The sequence below is a fragment of the Streptomyces sp. NPDC058464 genome, from assembly GCF_042721035.1.
Taxonomy (GTDB): Bacteria; Actinomycetota; Actinomycetes; order Streptomycetales; family Streptomycetaceae; genus Streptomyces.
In genome coordinates, this window is the sequence record NZ_JBHXMA010000020.1 from 40,162 (window position 1) to 56,260 (window position 16,099).

Here is a 16,099-nt window from a genome sequence, read left to right on the forward strand (position 1 = left end):
CGGTCAGCCGGTCGTACGGAATCCGTCCCTCAGGTTGTCGAAGACCGGCCGGTAGGTGTCCCACTTCGCGTCCGGCGCCGAGAGGTAGATGTCGTACTCCCGGCCGCCCTCCGTGCCGTAGCCCAGGTCGATGGCGCGGAAGACGCGGGCCCGGCCCCGGAAGGTGAACTCCCAGATCGCGGCCGGCTGCCCGCGGAAGGCGGTCCGCTGCATCCGCAGCCTGCGGTAGGTGGGGTAGTTCACCTTGGTGTTGGCCTCGATGTCGGCGAAGTGGGTGACGGGGTTCGCGCCGGCCGGTTCCACCATGCCGATGGTGACGCCGGCCAGGCCGGTCGGGTCCTTGTAGGTGACCTCGTCGGTGGCGCGGGTACCGGCGGTCCAGCCGTCGGGGACGGGGAAGGAGACGCCGAGACTCTTGTCGGCGACGAGGTGGTAGCCCTGGGGGACGGGCGAGGGGGAGAGGGAGAGGGAGAGGGAGGGCGAGGGGGCCGAGCTTGCCGTTGTCCCTGTTGTCGCCGCCGGGCGCCTTTCGGCGGGGGTGTGCCGGAGGACCAGGGCCGCCGTGACCGCGGCGGCCGCCATGAGGGTGATCGCCCCGGCTGTCAGGACGCCCCGGCCGCGCCGGGCGCGCCGCCGACCGGTACCGGCGGCCGTGGGTTGTGCCCCGGCCGGCACCGGTGCCGTCGGCTGGGGCCGTATCGCCTCCGTCGCTGCCGTCCCCGCCGTGACCGCCCCTGACCAGGTCGCCAGCAGTGCCCGCTCCGTCTGTTCGGCCGAGGGACGGTCCGCCGGGTCCTTGGCGAGCAGCAGCTGGACGAGCGGCTCCAGCGGGCCCGCGTGCTTCATCGGCTCGACGGGGTCGGTGACGATGGCGTACGCCGTCTCCATCGCGGTGTCGCGCCGGAACGGCGGCCGGCCCTCCACCGTCCGGTAGAGCGTGGCCCCCAGCGACCACAGGTCCGAGGCCGGGCCCGGGGTCAGGCCGCGCAGCCGTTCCGGGGCCATGTAGGGGATCGAGCCGACCATCTGGCCGGTCTGGGTGAGCGTCGACGAGCCGGCCGTCAGCGCGATGCCGAAGTCGGTGAGCACGACCCGGTCGCCGGGGCCGAGCAGAACATTGCCGGGCTTGACGTCCCGGTGCAGGACACCGGCGGCGTGCGCGGCACGCAGCGCGCCGATCATGCCGAGGCCGATCCGGGCGGCCTCCTCGGGCGGGAGCGTCCGGCCGCCGTCGAGGAGGTCGGCGAGGGTGGGCGCGGCGACGTACTCCATGACGATGCAGGGGCGGCCGCCGTCGTCCACCACGTCGTGCACGACGACCACGTTGGGGTGGACGACCCGGGCGGCGCTGCGCGCCTCGCGGCGGGTGCGTTCGTAGAGGGTGGCCAGCTCGTCGTCCGACAGGTGCGGGCGGGGATGCAGCTGCTTGAGCGCGACCTGCCGCCCCAGCACCTCGTCCTCGGCCCGCCATACGGTGCCCATGCCGCCGCGCCCGATCCGTTCGGTCAGCCGGTACCGCCCGGCGACCAGCCGCCCCTCGTCCGACACCGCCCGTCCTCCGCCAGCTCTGTCCGCGTTCGATCAGTCCGGTCACGATAACCGCCCGTTGCTGGTCACCTGTTCGGATCTGTCGGCCACCGGAGCAGTGCTCCTGGGAAGGCGGGGTCGACCGGGTGTTCTCGGCTGCGAATCAATTGGAGATGGGAGTGCGGGGCAACGATTGCCGGTCGTCGCCCCGCACGGGTGTGCTCGGGTTCACTGCCGCGTACGTCAGCGGGCGGTCAGTCTCCACAGATGGTCCGCGGTGCCGTTGTCGTCCCACTGGAGGACCCGGGCGCCCGAGGAGGTGCTCATGTCGGTCACCCCGAGCAGCAGTCCGCTGTTGTAGTTGGCGATCTTGTAGTAGCCGTCGCCGGACGGGATCAGCTGCCAGAGGTGGTCGGCGGTGCCGTTGTCACCCCAGATCAGGGCGGTGCCGCCGTCGCCGGTGCCGGCGTTGGTGATGCCCAGGAGCAGTCCGCTCGCCTGCTGCTGGATCTTGTAGAGGCCGCTGCCGGCGGCCACCAGCGTCCAGTTCTGGTCGGTGCCCGTGGTGGAGGTGGCCTGGACGACGGCGGTGCCCTGGGCGGTGCCCGCGCCGCTGGTGTCCAGGGCGAGGCCGCTGTTCCTGTTGGTGATCTGATAGCGGCCGGCCAGCGAGGTGGCGGTGCCGCTCGGGGTGATGGTCAGGTGGTAGCCGTCGGAGGCGTTCATCGTCACCGGTACGGTGATCGAGCCGCCGCTGACCGCGTAGTCGGTGTCCGAGACGGTGACCGGCCCGGAGACGGCGGTCGTGCGGCCCTTGGACGGGCTGTACTCCAGCTTGACGTGCACGGTGCTGCCGAAGGCGGACAGCGACGACAGCCCGTTGACGGTCACGGCACACGAACCGGTGCAGCCGCCGGTGACCACGCTGATCTGGTTGCCCGCGCCGTTGCGGGCGGCGAAGCCGTCGATGCCGGTCTGCGCCGGAGGCGTGGTGACCACCATGTTCCCCGACATGTCGCCGTACCACTTGTACAGCCAGTAGGCGCCGTTGGGCGAGCCGCCGGTGTCGGTGAGGGTGTCGCCGAGGGTGCCGTAGTGGTTCCAGAAGGCCAGTTCGGCGTCGTGGACCCCCGCTCGCTCGAACTTGGCGACATAGCCGGCCAGCGGTCCGGGGACGCCGACCTCGCTCGTGGTGCCGTACTCCTCGATGGCGATCGGACGCGGGCTGATGCCGAGACTGGTCTCCAGGGCGCGGTAGGCGGCGACATGGGCGGCGATGTTCTGCGAGCCCTGCAACTCGTGCCAGGAGACGATGTCGGGCACGGTGCCGCTCGCCTTGGCGTCGGTGAGGAACGTGGTCATCCAGCTCTGGTTCCACGCCGAGTAACTCGGACCCTGGACCGGGGTGGTGGAGTCCTTGGCGCGGACCTCCCGGTACGTCGTGGCCCAGCCGGAGTCGAAGCTGCCGGCCGCCGAGGTGTCCCAGGTCCAGTCGGGTTCGTTCCACAGCTCGTATGCGGCGATGTCGGTGGCGCCGGAGGACTTCACCGAGGCGACCTGCTTGTCCACGGCGGACAGCCAGTCGCTCCAACTCACCCACTTGTAGGGAAAGTTGGGGTACCAGTCCGGCATGCGTACGACGACCTTGGCGCCCGCCCTCGCCGCCTCGGGGGCCACGGTCAGGGCGTCGCCGCCGGGGCTGGGCTCGCCGTTGGGCAGCTGGCTGCCGCCGGGCGCCATCTGGACGAAGGTGTTCGGCTTCAGGGGCTCGACCAGGCTGTCGGCGGGGACGCTCGCGGTGTCCAGGCCGTAGAGGCTGCCCGAGGCCACGTGCGTGACCGAACGCAGGGTCTGGTTCGCGCTCACCACGAGGGTGGTGGCGGAGGTGGGCGCCGCCTGGGCGGGGGTCGTGGTGCCGAGGGCGGCGGCGGTGAGGACGGTGGCACCGAGGGCGGCTCTGAAGGGGATGCGGCTCATGGCATGGATCTCCTGAAGACGTAGGGGAGTCGGAGGGGTCAGTCCTTGACCGCGCCCGCGGTGACGCCCGCGGCCACATAGCGCTGGGCGAGGATCAGGAGGACGGTCGCGGGGACGGACGCGACGACGGCGGTGGCCATGATCGCGTTCCACTCCTGGTTGTTGTTGCCGATGTACTTGTAGATGCCGAGCGTGATCGGCTTCCAACTGCCGCCGCCGTCGAGGGTGTTGGCGAAGACGAAGTCGGACCAGGCCCACAGGAAGCCGAACAGCGAGACGGTGACGACCGCGTTGCGGCTCAGCGGGAGGACGACCGACCGGAAGGTGCGCCAGGTGCCGGCGCCGTCGATCCGGGCGGCCGAGAGGAGTTCGCCGGGGATGCCCGACATGAACGCGGTGAAGATCATGACGCCGAAGGGCACGGCGATGGTGGAGTCCGCGACGATCAGTCCCCACCAGGAGTTGAGCAGACCCAGATCCAGGAAGATGCCGTAGAAGCCCATCGCCATGACGATCCCGGGGATCATCTGCGCGATGAGGAGGGCCAGTTCGAGTGCACCGCCACCGCGCGGGCGCAGCTTCGCCAGCGCGTAGCCGGCCGGGGCGGCGATCACGAGGGTGAGGACGACCGTGCCGATCCCGATCAGCAGGCTGGTTCCCAGGTAGGGGAGTTGGTCGTCGAGGACCGCCCGGTAGCCCTCGAAGGTCGGGTGCAGCGGGAGCAGGTCCGGCGGGTCCTTGCGCATGTCCTGCTGCGGGGTGAGGGACACGTTGAGCATCCAGTACACCGGGAACAGCATCAGCGCGGTGAGGCAGAGGCCGATCAGGGTGTGGCCGCGCGCTTTCATGCTTCCTGCCTCCTCTGGACGCGGACGTAGAGGAGGCCGAAGGCCAGGGCGATGAGGATCAGGATGTTGCCGACGGCGGCACCGGGACCGAACCTGGGCAGCAGCGTGCCGAAGCCCAGTTGGTACGACCAGGTGGCCAGGGTGGAGGAGGCGTCGCCGGGACCGCCCTTGGTCATGATCCAGATCAGGTCGAACACCTTGAGGGTGTAGACGAGCCCCAGCAGCAGGGTGATCGCCGACACCGGGCGCAGCAGCGGGAAGGTGATCCGGCGGAACCGCTGCCAGGCGCCCGCCCCGTCCAGGGCCGCCGCCTCGTACAGCTCGCCCGGGATGTTCTGCAGGCCGCTGTACAGGATCACCAGGTTGAAGGGGATGCCGATCCAGATGTTGGCGATGATCACCGAGGTCAGCGCCCAGTCCGGCGAGGTCAGCCAGCCGACCGGGGCCACGCCGAAGAAGTGCAGGAAGTAGTTCACCACCCCCGACTCGCTGTTGAACATCCATGACCAGGTCGACGCCGACACGATCAGCGGCAGCAGCCAGGGGATCAGGAACAGTGCCCGCAGCACGGTCGACAGCCGGAAGTGCCGGTTGAAGAAGACCGCGAGGGCGAGACCGATCGCGTACTGGAAGGCGATCGACACGAAGGTGAAGACCATGGTGTGCCGCATCGCCGGGCCGAACGTCGGATCGTCCAGCACCGTGCGGAAGTTGTCCCAGCCGGAGAACGGCGCGTCGCCGGCCACGAAGGAGCGCACGGTGTAGTCGCGCAGACTCAGGTCGAGGTTGCGGTAGAGCGGATAGACGTAGAAGGCGGCCAGGTAGGCGAGCAGCGGGGTCACGAACGCGAGCGCGGTCAGCCGCCGCCTGCGGCGCAGGGAGCGGGCGCCGGTGCCGCTCGCCCGCGCCGCGGCGGCCGGTGCTCGCCGCGGTCGGTCGACCCGGGCGACGGTCATGCCGGTCTAGCCCTTCTGCGCGCTGGACTGGGCGGCCGCCAGGGCGTCCTGGGGGCTCTTGCCGCCGGAGAGCGCCGACTGGACGGCCGTCCACAGGGGCTGCGAGATGGTCGGGTACTTGGTGCCGAGACCGCCGCTGGTCCGGCCCCGGGCCGCCGCGACCGCCGCCACCCACGGCTTCAACTCCGCGTTCTTCGCGACCTGTTGAGTCTGCACGGCGGAGGTCGGCGCCACGTACATCAGCGTGGTGTCGGTGGCCAGCAGGTTGGCGGCGCTGGTCAGGCAGTCGACGATCTTCTTGCTGACGTCGTAGCGCGAGGTGTCCTTCTGCACGGGCACGGTGACGAACTCGCCGCCCGTCGGCACCGGCGCCGAACCGCCGTTCTGCGCCGGGATGTTGATGACGCCGTAGCCGAACCCGGCCTTGTCGGCGTTGCCGAGCTGCCAGGTGCCGTTCTCACCGAACGCGTACTCCCCGGTCGCGAACTCCTGCCAGCTGGTGGTCTGGGTGTTCTGCAGCACGTCCTTCGGCGCGTACCCCGCGTCCACCCACTGCTTCCACAGCGACAGCGCGGCAACTCCCTTGGCGGAGTCGAGCTCTGTCAGGTCGCCGCCAGCACCCCAGAACCACGGCAGGAACTGGAAGCTGCCCTCCTCGGTGTTGATCGCAGAGAAGGTGATCCCCTTCTTCCCGGCCGCCCTGACCTTCTTCAGCGCGGCCGTGAGCGACGCCCAGTCCTTGACGGAGGCCGGGTCGACGCCGGCTGCGGAGAGGACCTTCTTGTTGTAGTAGAGCGCGAGGGTGTTGGCGCCGATCGGGACGCCGTAGGAGGCGCCGTCGATCGTGCCGGCGCCGATGATGTTCTGCTGGATCGACGAGGTGTCCAGGCCGAGGTCGCTCGTCTTGTTGAGGATCCCCGCCTCCACCAGCGTGGAGACCACCGGGTTGTCGACCAGCATCACGTCCGGCGCGTTGCCCTGCTGCGCGGCCAGCAGCGCCTTGTTGCCCAGGTCGGTGGTGTCGTACGCGGTGCGCTTGAGCTTCACCCCGGCCGCGCTGCCGCACGCGGTGACCTGCCTGCCCCAGTCCGAGGAGGCGTCGAACTGCGGGTACGGGTCCCAGAAGGTGTAGGTCCCGCCGGCCGAGGACGACGATCCCGAGGAGCCGGAACCGCCACCGCAGGCGGTGAGTGGGAGAAGGGCGGCCGTGGTGAGGGCCATGAGGGTACGGCGGGTGGGTATCACGGGGTGACCTCGTTGTCGTAGAACGGGGGGTGTCTCAGGTGGTGGGGAGCCAGACGCGCATGCTGCCGTCCTCGCGGTTGGCCCAGACGTGGTACGGGATCGCGGTCAACTCGACCGGCTCGCCGTCGGGTTCCGAGGGAACGTCGGGGGCGGAGGCGTACGGCCACCAGCCCCGGTCGGGGATGCCGCGCCGCCGGCCCGCGGCCACCACGGTGGTGACACCGCCGAGCAGGTCCGGGCGGTGCTTCACGGCGAGCGGACGGGACGGGTCGAGGACGATGTCGTCGAGGCCGCCGCCCGGATGGTCGACCTGCTCCAGGCAGTGCACGAGCGGCCCGCGCTCGATCGCCACACAGCCGCGTACGGCGTCCACCCGCGGGTCGGCGGCGGTGAGCCTGGGTTCCATCGAGAGCTCCAGGACCACCCGGTCGCCCGGCGTCCAGGTCCGCGACAGCCGCAGCCAGCCGTCGTCCGCCACGGGGTCGTACGTCTCCTCCCCGCACCGCACCCGGAACTCCCGGCACCACTGCGGGATGCGCAGCGAAAGCGTCCAGGGGCCGTCGGCCGGGGCCGGGGTCTCCTCGACGGTGAACGCGATCGTGCCGTGCCAGGGGTAGTCCGTCTCGGCGCGCACCCGGACCCGGTCGGTCGTGTACGTCCCGGTGACGAACTGGTGGATCTGCAGGCCCTGTTCGTCGCCCGACGCCAGATAGTGCTCCAGACTCGCCAGCAGCCGCATCACGTTGGGCGGGCAGCAGGCGCAGCGGAACCAGCGGGTGCGGCGGGCCGACTGGTCGCCGCCGGTGTCGGTGTGGCCGTCGCGGACCTGGAGCGGGTTGACGTACAGCCAGCGCTCGCCGTCCAGTGAGACCCCCGCCAGGAAGCCGTTGTAGAGGGTGCGTTCGATCAGGTCGGAGTAGCGGGCCTCGCCGGTGAGCAGGGCCATGCGCCAGCTCCACTGGACGGAGGCGATCGCGGCACAGGTCTCGCAGTAGGCACGCTCGTTGGGGAGTTCGTAGGGATCGCCGAAGTCCTCCTGGTCGTGGTGCGCGCCGAGCCCGCCGGTGAGGTGGGTCTTGGTGGTCGTCATGGCGTGCCACAGCCGCTCGCAGGCCGAGCGAAGTTCGGCGTCACCGGTCTCCGCCGCCAGGTCCGCGGCGGCCGCCAGCAGGTACAACTGCCGTACGGCGTGGCCCTCGACGTTCGTCGCCTCGCGCAGCGGGACCCGGTCCTGGCAGTAGGCCTCGCCGCCGAGCAGGCCGTGGCCGTGCCGGTCGACGAAGTAGCCCGCCAGGTCCAGGCAGCGGCGGTCGCCGGTCTCCCGGTACAGCTCCACCAGGGCCGTCTCCACCTCCGGGTGGCCGTCGATGCCGTCGATCGGCCTGCCGCTGTCGGGGAGGCCGAACACGGAGTCGATGTGGTCGGCGAACCTCCGTGCCACGTCGAGGAGTTCGGTGCGGCCGGTGGCCCGGTGGTGGGCCACGGCGGCCTGGATCAGATGACCGGCGCAGTACAGCTCGTGTCCCCAGCGCAGGTCCTGGTAGCGCTCGCCGCCCTTGACCAGCTGGAACCAGGTGTTGAGATAGCCGTCGGGCTGCTGGGCCGCGGCCACCAGGTCGATGATCCGCGCCACGTCGGCGGCCAGTGCTTCGTCGGTGCCTTCGCCTGTTTCGTCGGTGCCTTCGCCGGTGTCGCGGGCCAGGTGCCAGGAGGCCGCCTCCAGCCACTTGTAGACGTCCGTGTCGACGAACGGGTACGCGCCCTGGAACGCGCCGTCGGCGGTGCCGGCCGCGAGCCGCAGGTTGTGCAGGTTTCCGGCGGACTCCAGCAGGTCCGGGCCCTGGGGGAGGGAGACGCGGGCGTTGGTCGCGCGACGGTCGTGCCAGAAACCGCCGTCGACGGTGACGGCCGCCGGGCGCAGCGCGGTGCGGGCGTCGGGGGTGAGGCGGACCGGGCCGACGGGGGAGGGCAGGGCGGAGGGGGTGCGGGGCATGGCTCTCCGAGGTGGGGAGGGGCGGGGTGCCTGGACACGCGGTTTCGAAATATCGAACGCCGTTTGGAAAGTCGTACGCACGGAAGTGAGGAACTGTTTTGAGCAACCGTTTTCTCGCCGAGAAGTACAGGGCAGCCCGGGGAAGGGGTCAAGACACCCGGCGCAGTTTTTTCAAGTTGCCCCACGGGACTGGCACTTCGGATGAGCGGCTGCGACGATGTGGGGCGGCTCTGCCGTCGGAAGGCCGACGGTGCCGAGGATCCGTCCAGGAAAAGGTTTGCCCGTGACCTCTGCTCCAGGCTCTCCGCCCGCCAGCCGGGCCAGGCTCGCCGACGTCGCCGCGCTCGCCGGCGTCAGCGTCGGCACGGCGTCCAAGGCGCTGAACGGCGCCGGACGGATGCGCCCGGAGACCCGGCAGCGGGTGCTGGACGCCGTGGAGGCGCTCGGCTTCCGGCCCAACCAGCATGCGCAGAGCCTGCACAGCGGCCGCAGCTGGACCGTCGGCCTGATGACGACGGACGGCATCGGCCGCTTCAGCACCCCGGTCCTGCTCGGCGCCGAGGACGCACTGGGCGCCGGGAAGATCTCCGTCCTGCTCTGCGACACCCGCGGCGACGCCATCCGCGAACAGCACCACCTGCGCACCCTCACCGACCGCCGGGTCGACGGCATCATCGTCGCCGGCCGCCGCACCGACCCCCGCCCGCCGCTGACCGGCATCGACCCGGCGATCCCGGTCGTCTACGCCCTCTCCCCGTCGACCGACCCCGCCGACACCTCCGTCGTCACCGACGACCGCGGCGGCGCCCGCCTCGCCGTCGAACACCTGCTCGCCACCGGCCGTACCCGCATCGCCCATGTCACCGGACCCGAGCACCACCAGGCCGCCCGGGACCGCGCCCGGCACGCCGTCGAGCACCTGGCCGAGGCGAACCTGCAACTCGCCGCCGGGCGCGTGCACTTCGGGGAGTGGAGCGAGGCCTGGGGGCGGCGCGCCGCCGACGCGGTGCTGCGGACGGCACCCGACACCGACGCCGTCTTCTGCGGCAACGACCAGATCGCCCGGGGGGTCGCGGACGCGCTGCGCGAGCGCGGCAAGGACGTGCCGGGGGACATCGCCGTGGTCGGCTACGACAACTGGGACACCATGGCCCTCGCCTGCCGGCCGCCGCTCACCACCGTCGACATGAACCTGGCCGAGATCGGGCGGATCGCCGCGCTCCGGCTGCTCCAGGCCATCGACGCGGATGCGGAGCCCGGGGTGCACACCGTGCCGTGCCGCCTGGTGGTGCGCGAGTCGAGCTGACGGGGCACGGGCGTCGGGTCCTCACCCGGACTCAGGGGTGGCCGGCTCAGGCGCCGACCCCGCGACCAACTCGCCCACTTCGGGGTGCAGTTGGCGGGTGCTCTCAGCCGTGCCCGGGTTGCCGGGCCGCCCACAGGCCGCGGACGTGGCCCAGATGGCGGGTCATGATCTCGCGCACGGCCTCCTCGTCGCGGGCCAGCAGGGCGTCGAGCAGCTCCAGGTGCTCCTCGGCGGAGGCCTTCAGACGTCCCGCCGTCACCAGCGCCGTCAGCCCGTACAGCCGCGAACGGCGCCGCAAGTCCCGTACCACCTCGACGAGATGGTCGTTGCCCGCCAGCGCCAGCAGCCCCAGGTGGAAGGCCAGGTCGGCCTCGACATACGCGATGAGGTCGCCCTTCACGGCCGAGGTGACGATCTCCAGGGCCACCGGGCGCAGCGCCTCCAGGTCGCCCGGGTCGGCGGTCGCCGCGAGGGCGACGGTCGTCGGGATCTCGATCAGGGACCGGACGTGCGTGTACTCGTCGAGCTGCTTCTCGGAGACGGCGGTGACCCGGAACCCCTTGTTCGGGACGATCTCGACCATGCCCTCCTTCACCAGTTCCAGCATCGCCTCGCGCACCGGGGTCGCGGAGACGCCCAGGCGGGGGGCGAGCCCCGGCGCCGAGTACACCTCGCCGGGGCGCAGTTCACCGGCGATCAGCGCGGCACGCAGGACGTCCACGACCCGTTCCCGGAAGTTCGGCTTCCGGCCGCCGAGCGACGGAATGGCGGGCTTGACGGGCTTGGCGGCGGTGGGCGTGCTGCTGGGCCGGTCGGCCATGGTGGAACTCCTGGAGGGTCGGCACTGGGGGTCGTCGGGGGAATCAGAGTACGAAGCCGGCCGGGAACGGGTCGGCCGGGTCCAGCAGATACTGGGCGGTGCCGGTGATCCACGCGCGACCGGTGAAGCTGGGCAGGACCGCGGGGCGGCCCGCGACCTCGGTGGTGCCGAGGAGCCGGCCGGTGAACCGGGTGCCGATGAACGACTCGTTCACGAACTCGGTGTCCAGGGGGAGTTCGCCGCGAGCGTGCAGCTGGGCCATCCGCGCGCTGGTGCCGGTACCGCACGGGGAGCGGTCGAACCAGCCGGGATGGATGGCCATCGCGTGCCGGGAGTGGCGGGCCGTGGCACCGGGTGCGACCAGGTGGACGTGGTGGCAGCCGCGGATGGACGGATCCTCGGGGTGGACCGGCTCCGCCTCCGCGTTGATCGCCTCCATGAGGGACAGGCCGGCCCGGAGGAGGTCGTCCTTTCGGGTGCGGTCGAAAGGGAGGTCGAACTCGTCGAGGGGGAGGATGGCGTAGAAGTTGCCGCCGTATGCCATGTCATAGGTCACCGACCGCCCGTCGGCGAGCACGATCTTCCGGTCCAGCGCGACGGAGAACGACGGCACGTTCCGCAGCGTGACGTTCCGCGCCGCGCCGTCCTCCACCGCCACCTCGGCGACGACCAGGCCCGCCGGGGTGTCCAGCCGGATCGTCGTGACCGGCTCCACGACCTCCACCATCCCCGTCTCCACGAGCACGGTCGCCACGCCGATCGTGCCGTGCCCGCACATCGGCAGATAGCCGGAGACCTCGATGTAGACCACGCCCCAGTCGCAGTCGGGCCGGGTCGGCGGCTGCAGGATCGCCCCGCTCATCGCGGAGTGCCCGCGCGGCTCGTTCATCAGCAACTGCTTGATGTGATCGCGGTGTTCACGGAAGTACAGCCGCCGTTCGTTCATGGTCGCGCCGGGGATGGTCCCGATCCCGCCGGTGATCACCCGGGTGGGCATGCCCTCGGTGTGCGAGTCGACGGCGTGCAGGACGAGTTTGCTGCGCATGACGCTCCTCGGGGATCGGAGATCGGGGATCGGGGATCGGGGATCGGGGGAGGGGGGCGGGGGTTGGGAGTCCGGGGCCGGTCACGCAAGGCCGGCGGCGACGGCCTTCTCGGTGGCCGCGCGGACCGTGGCCTCCTGCTCCGGCAGCAGCGGCACACGCGGCGGGCGGCAGGCGCCGCCGTGGCGGCCGACGATGTCCATGGACAGCTTGATGGCCTGGACGAACTCGACCCTGGAGTCCCAGCGCAGCAACGGATGCAGTTGACCGTACAGCCGCTTGGCGGTGTCCAGGTCCCCGCCCACCGCCGCGCGGTACAGCTCGACCGACGCGGCCGGCAGGGCGTTGGGGTAACCGGCCACCCAGCCCTTGGCGCCTGCGATCGCCAGCTCCAGCAGCACGTCGTCGGCACCGATCAACAGGTCCAGTTCCGGGGCGAGTTCGGCCAGCCGGTAGGCGCGCCGCACATCGCCCGAGAACTCCTTGACGGCCTGGACGTACCCCTCGCCGTGCAGCTTGGCGAGGAGCTCGGGCACCAGGTCGACCTTGGTGTCGATGGGGTTGTTGTACGCCACGACCGGCACCCCGGCCTTCGCGACCTCCGCGTAGTGCGCGAGCACCGAACGTTCGTCGGCTCGGTAGGCGTTGGGCGGCAGCAGCATCACGGCCGCGCAGCCGGCGTCCCGGGCCTGCTCGGCCCAGCGGCGGGCCTCGGCCGACCCGTAGGCGGCGACCCCGGGCATGACCCGCGCCCCGCCGACCGCGGCCACGGCGGTCTCGACGACCTTGGCGCGCTCCTCGGGGGTGAGCACCTGGTACTCACCGAGCGAGCCGTTCGGTACGACGCCGTCGCAGCCGTTCCCGACCAGCCAGGCGCAGTGCTCGGCGTACCTGTCGTAGTCGACGGAGAGGTCGTCGCGGAGCGGGAGGGCGGTGGCCACGAGGACGCCGCGCCAGGGGTGGGGGTGAGGGGTGGGCATCAGGGTTCCTCCGGGTGGTATGTGACATAGCACTGTTCGTTGTCCGTGCCGCCGGCCCGCGCCAGCACCCCGAGCGGCACCGGCCGGGCGAACGGCCTGCGCGCCGCCGTCTCCGGGCAGCCGGCGAGCCCGGCGACCGCCGGCCCGCACATCCGCCCCTGGCACCAGCCCATTCCGGCCCGGGTGAGCAGTTTGACGGTCCGTACGTCTCCGGCGCCCAGCTCGGTCACGGCCCGCCGGACCGCCCCGCCGGTGACCTCCTCGCAGCGGCAGACGACCGTGTCGTCCGTGACCTGTTCGGCCCAGTGCGCGGGCGGCGCGTAGGCGTCGTCCATCGCCGCCGCGAACCGTCGCAGTCCCGCGCGGGCCCGGGCGGCCCCCGCCCAGCCGCGCGGGTCCGGCTTCCGGCCCGACAGCCGTGCGGCAGCCGACCGGCCCGCGATGTGCCCCTCGGCGAGGGCGAGCACCGCGCCGCCGACACCGGTCGCCTCGCCCGCCGCCCACACCCCCGGCACGTCGGTGCGCTGCTCGTCGTCCACGGCCACCGCGATCCCCTCGATGCGGCAGCCCAGGCCCTCGGCGAGGTCGGTGTGCGGGATCATCCCGTGCCCGACGGCCAGGGTGTCGCAGCCGATCCGCCGCCGGGTGCCCGGCCGTACCCGGCCCTCGGCGTCGAGCGCGGCGACGGTGACGGCTTCGAGCCGCTGGTCGCCGTGCGCCTCGACGACGGTGTGGTGGACCAGGGTGCGTACCCCGTGCCGCAGCAACCGGGCCGCGTAGTGGGCGCCTTCGGCGAGCTTGGCCGGCTGGGCGGCCAGCGCCGGTGCGTGCCGTACGAAGGCCCGCGGGTCGGCGGAGTCCACCAGGGCCGCCACCCGGGCGCCCGCCGCCGCGAGCCCGGTGGCGACCGGCAGCAGCAGAGGTCCGGTGCCGGCGACGACCGCCGTACGGCCCGGCAGCACCAGTCCGCCCTTCAGCATGGCCTGCGCCCCGCCCGCCGTGACGACACCGGGGAGCGTCCAGCCGGGGAACGGGAGCACCTTCTCGTAGCCGCCGGTGGCGAGCAGCACCGCGTCCGCACGCACCTCTACGGGCCGCTCCTGCTCGGGGCCGAGCAGCGCGTGCACGGTGAAACCGGACCGCCGCCGGGTCACGCACCACACGTGATGGTCCCGCAGATGCGCGACCAGGCCCGCCGTGACGTCCCGGTCGAGGCCGTCGCGCAGCCGCTCCCAGTCGCGCCATCGATGGTGCAGCGCCTGTGGGCGGCGGGCGCCGAGCCCGGCGGCGGGCTGCCGGTAGAACTGGCCGCCCGCCTCCGGAGCCGCGTCGATCAGGGTGACGCGCAGCCCGTGCCGGGCGGCCGCCAGGGTGGCGGCGAGCCCGGCCGGGCCCGCGCCGATCACCGCGAGCCGGGGTGACGTCTCCGGTCGGCTCGGCTCAGTCATCGTGCCCCGTGCCCCGCTGCGTACGGATCGCGTCGCCCGCATGCACGGGCACCACACAAGCTCGTTGGTTGGGGCGGCCGTTGACGGTGACCAGGCAGTCGAAGCAGACGCCGATCCCGCAGAAGACCCCGCGCGGACGGCCCTCGCCGCGGGTGGTCCGCCAGGAGGTGACACCGGAGGCCCAGAGCACGGCCGCGACCGTCTGGCCGGGCAGCGCCGGGAGTTCACGGCCGTCGAAGGTGACGGTGAAGGCGGGGCCCGGTCGGGCCTGCGCCAGCTCCAGGGGATTCACACGGCCTCCTCGCCGAAGCGCTCGGGACGGAACGGGGTCAGGTCCAGCTCGGGGGTCTTGCCGCTCAGCACCTGGGCGATCAACTGCCCGGTACCGGTGGCGAGTCCGATGCCCGCGCCCTCGTGCCCGCAGGCGTGCAGGAGGCCCGGCGCACGGGGATCGGGGCCGATCGCGGGGAGATGGTCGGGCAGGTACGGGCGGAAACCCAGGTAGGTGCGCATCGCCCGGACCTCGGACAGGAACGGGAACAGCCGGGTCGCGCCCGCCGCCAGCGCCCGTACGGCCGGCAGCGAGAACGACCGGTCGAAGCCGACGCGTTCCCGGCTCGCGCCGATCAGGACCGGCCCGGCCGCCGTGCCCTCGACGACCGGCGAGGTCTGCAGAGCCGCCGAGTCGCTGGCCACGTCGGCCACGTAGTCGGCGGCGTACACCTTGTGCCGTACCCGGCGCGGCAACGGCTCGGTGACCAGGACGAAGCCGCGCCGGGGGCGGACGGGCAGGCGCACACGGGCGAGCGCGGCCACCTCGCCGCCCCAGGTCCCGGCCGCGTTCACCACGGCAGGGGCGTGGATGTCGCCGCGGTCGGTACGGACACCGCGTACGGCACCATCGGCGCCGCGCAGCACCTCCGTCACCGTACGGCCGGTCGACAGGCGGGCGCCGGAGGTCCGTAGGAGATGTGCGGCGGCCAGCGTCGGCATCACCTGGGCATCCTGCGGATAGCGCACTCCGCCCGCCAGACCGGGGGCCAAGTACGGTTCCAGTTCGTGGAGTCGGTCCGCGCCGACGTTCTCCGCCGTCACCCCGGCGGCCCGTTGCCCGGCCGCGAACCTCTCCAGGGCGGCCAGCCCTTCGGGATCGGCGGCGACGACCACCCCGCCCTTGGGCTCGTACTCGATCCCCTCACCCAGCTCCTCGGCCAGACCGGTCCACAACCGGCCGGACAGCAGGGCGAGTTCGAGTTCGGGCCCGGGCTCCTTGTCGGAGACGAGCAGATTGCCCTCGCCCGCCCCGGTCGTGCCGCCGGCCACCGGGCCGCGATCCACCACGATGACGTCCAGACCCGCCCGGGACGCGTACAGGGCGCAGGCGGCGCCTGCCATGCCTGCCCCGATCACTACGACGTCGCAGGTCAGTCGCATGCTCACGGGCAGTAATATGTCACATAGCACAGGGCAGAGGAAGACCGCCGCCGCAGACCGCGCAGTCGTCCGCCACGGCGAATGGCGCTCCCGAGTTGACGGGAAGACGATGGAGTGGTGGACGGGAGTTCGAAGGGAGGACACCGTCATGCTGGAGATCAAGACGGTCGACAAGCCGGACGAGCGGCGTGACTTCCCCCGCGGCCACCTGGAGGCCGTGCACATGACCGGCCTCGACTTCGCCATCGGCACCTTCGAGCCGGGCTGGCGCTGGTCGGAGTCGGTGGCGCCGATCGCGGGCACCGAGCGCTGCATGGTCCACCACAACGGCTATGTGGTGCAGGGCAGGATGCACCTCGTCATGGACGACGGCGGTGAGGGCGAGATCGGCCCCGGCGACGTCTTCGTCCTTCCGCCGGGACACGACGCCTGGGTCGTGGGGGACGAGCAGTGCATCGTGTACGACTTCGCCGGCGGTATGGCGACGGACTACGCGAAGGCCAAGGAGAGTTGAGAACAGCA

The 16,099-nt window shown here is 72.0% G+C and carries 14 protein-coding genes; 2 read left to right on the forward strand and 12 right to left on the reverse strand.

All coding sequences use genetic code 11. The annotated features are described in order from the left end of the window. Nucleotides 1-3: 3 nt before the first annotated feature. From ACFWPQ_RS25335 to ACFWPQ_RS25360, 6 genes are all read right to left on the reverse strand, one after another. Entirely contained in the window at nt 4-1,548 is a 1,545-nt protein-coding gene (locus ACFWPQ_RS25335) for a serine/threonine-protein kinase (RefSeq protein ID WP_384038942.1), read from the reverse strand. A 222-nt stretch (nt 1,549-1,770) separates the two neighbouring features. Continuing rightward, nucleotides 1,771-3,504, reverse strand: a complete 1,734-nt coding sequence (locus tag ACFWPQ_RS25340; RefSeq protein ID WP_384038944.1) for an RICIN domain-containing protein — start codon at nt 3,502-3,504, stop codon at nt 1,771-1,773. Nucleotides 3,505-3,542: 38 nt separating this feature from the next. Further along, nucleotides 3,543-4,352, reverse strand: coding sequence for a carbohydrate ABC transporter permease (locus tag ACFWPQ_RS25345; RefSeq protein ID WP_384038947.1), 810 nt, complete (start codon nt 4,350-4,352; stop codon nt 3,543-3,545). Then, nucleotides 4,349-5,308 carry a carbohydrate ABC transporter permease gene (locus ACFWPQ_RS25350; RefSeq protein WP_384038952.1) on the reverse strand — a complete coding sequence of 320 codons (960 nt, stop codon included), beginning with the start codon at nt 5,306-5,308 and terminating at the stop codon, nt 4,349-4,351. The genes ACFWPQ_RS25345 and ACFWPQ_RS25350 overlap by 4 nt, the downstream gene beginning before the upstream one ends. Nucleotides 5,309-5,314: 6 nt before the next feature. Then, on the reverse strand, nt 5,315-6,529 hold the full coding sequence (locus ACFWPQ_RS25355) for an extracellular solute-binding protein (protein WP_384038955.1): 1,215 nt from the start codon (nt 6,527-6,529) through the stop codon (nt 5,315-5,317). A gap of 58 nt (nt 6,530-6,587) precedes the next feature. Continuing rightward, nucleotides 6,588-8,546, reverse strand: coding sequence for a glycoside hydrolase family 127 protein (locus ACFWPQ_RS25360; RefSeq protein ID WP_384038958.1), 1,959 nt, complete (start codon nt 8,544-8,546; stop codon nt 6,588-6,590). Nucleotides 8,547-8,829: 283 nt separating this feature from the next. Between ACFWPQ_RS25360 and ACFWPQ_RS25365 the strand changes: the two genes are divergently transcribed. Then, nucleotides 8,830-9,852 carry a LacI family DNA-binding transcriptional regulator gene (locus tag ACFWPQ_RS25365; protein ID WP_384038962.1) on the forward strand — a complete coding sequence of 341 codons (1,023 nt, stop codon included), beginning with the start codon at nt 8,830-8,832 and terminating at the stop codon, nt 9,850-9,852. A 103-nt stretch (nt 9,853-9,955) separates the two neighbouring features. On the opposite strand, the gene ACFWPQ_RS25370 is transcribed toward ACFWPQ_RS25365, so the two are convergent. From ACFWPQ_RS25370 to ACFWPQ_RS25395, 6 genes are all read right to left on the reverse strand, one after another. After that, on the reverse strand, nt 9,956-10,672 hold the full coding sequence (locus tag ACFWPQ_RS25370) for a GntR family transcriptional regulator (protein ID WP_384038966.1): 717 nt from the start codon (nt 10,670-10,672) through the stop codon (nt 9,956-9,958). Between the two features lie 43 nt (nt 10,673-10,715). Beyond that, complete coding sequence (locus ACFWPQ_RS25375) at nt 10,716-11,717, reverse strand: proline racemase family protein (RefSeq protein WP_384038969.1); 1,002 nt, start codon at nt 11,715-11,717, stop codon at nt 10,716-10,718. An 81-nt stretch (nt 11,718-11,798) separates the two neighbouring features. Continuing rightward, nucleotides 11,799-12,695, reverse strand: a complete 897-nt coding sequence (locus ACFWPQ_RS25380; protein ID WP_384038972.1) for a dihydrodipicolinate synthase family protein — start codon at nt 12,693-12,695, stop codon at nt 11,799-11,801. After that, nucleotides 12,695-14,143, reverse strand: a complete 1,449-nt coding sequence (locus ACFWPQ_RS25385; RefSeq protein WP_384038975.1) for an FAD-dependent oxidoreductase — start codon at nt 14,141-14,143, stop codon at nt 12,695-12,697. Before ACFWPQ_RS25385 ends, ACFWPQ_RS25380 begins: the two co-directional genes overlap by 1 nt. Then, nucleotides 14,136-14,435, reverse strand: a complete 300-nt coding sequence (locus tag ACFWPQ_RS25390) for a (2Fe-2S)-binding protein (protein ID WP_384038978.1) — start codon at nt 14,433-14,435, stop codon at nt 14,136-14,138. Before ACFWPQ_RS25390 ends, ACFWPQ_RS25385 begins: the two co-directional genes overlap by 8 nt. Further along, the gene (locus tag ACFWPQ_RS25395; protein ID WP_384038982.1) at nt 14,432-15,583 is read right to left on the reverse strand and encodes an NAD(P)/FAD-dependent oxidoreductase; all 1,152 of its coding nucleotides are present in this window, start codon (nt 15,581-15,583) and stop codon (nt 14,432-14,434) included. The genes ACFWPQ_RS25390 and ACFWPQ_RS25395 overlap by 4 nt, the downstream gene beginning before the upstream one ends. Before the next feature lie 142 nt (nt 15,584-15,725). Between ACFWPQ_RS25395 and ACFWPQ_RS25400 the strand changes: the two genes are divergently transcribed. Then, a complete protein-coding gene (locus ACFWPQ_RS25400; RefSeq protein WP_384038985.1) occupies nt 15,726-16,091 on the forward strand; it encodes a cupin domain-containing protein in 366 nt (121 codons plus the stop codon). Nucleotides 16,092-16,099: the final 8 nt, after the last annotated feature.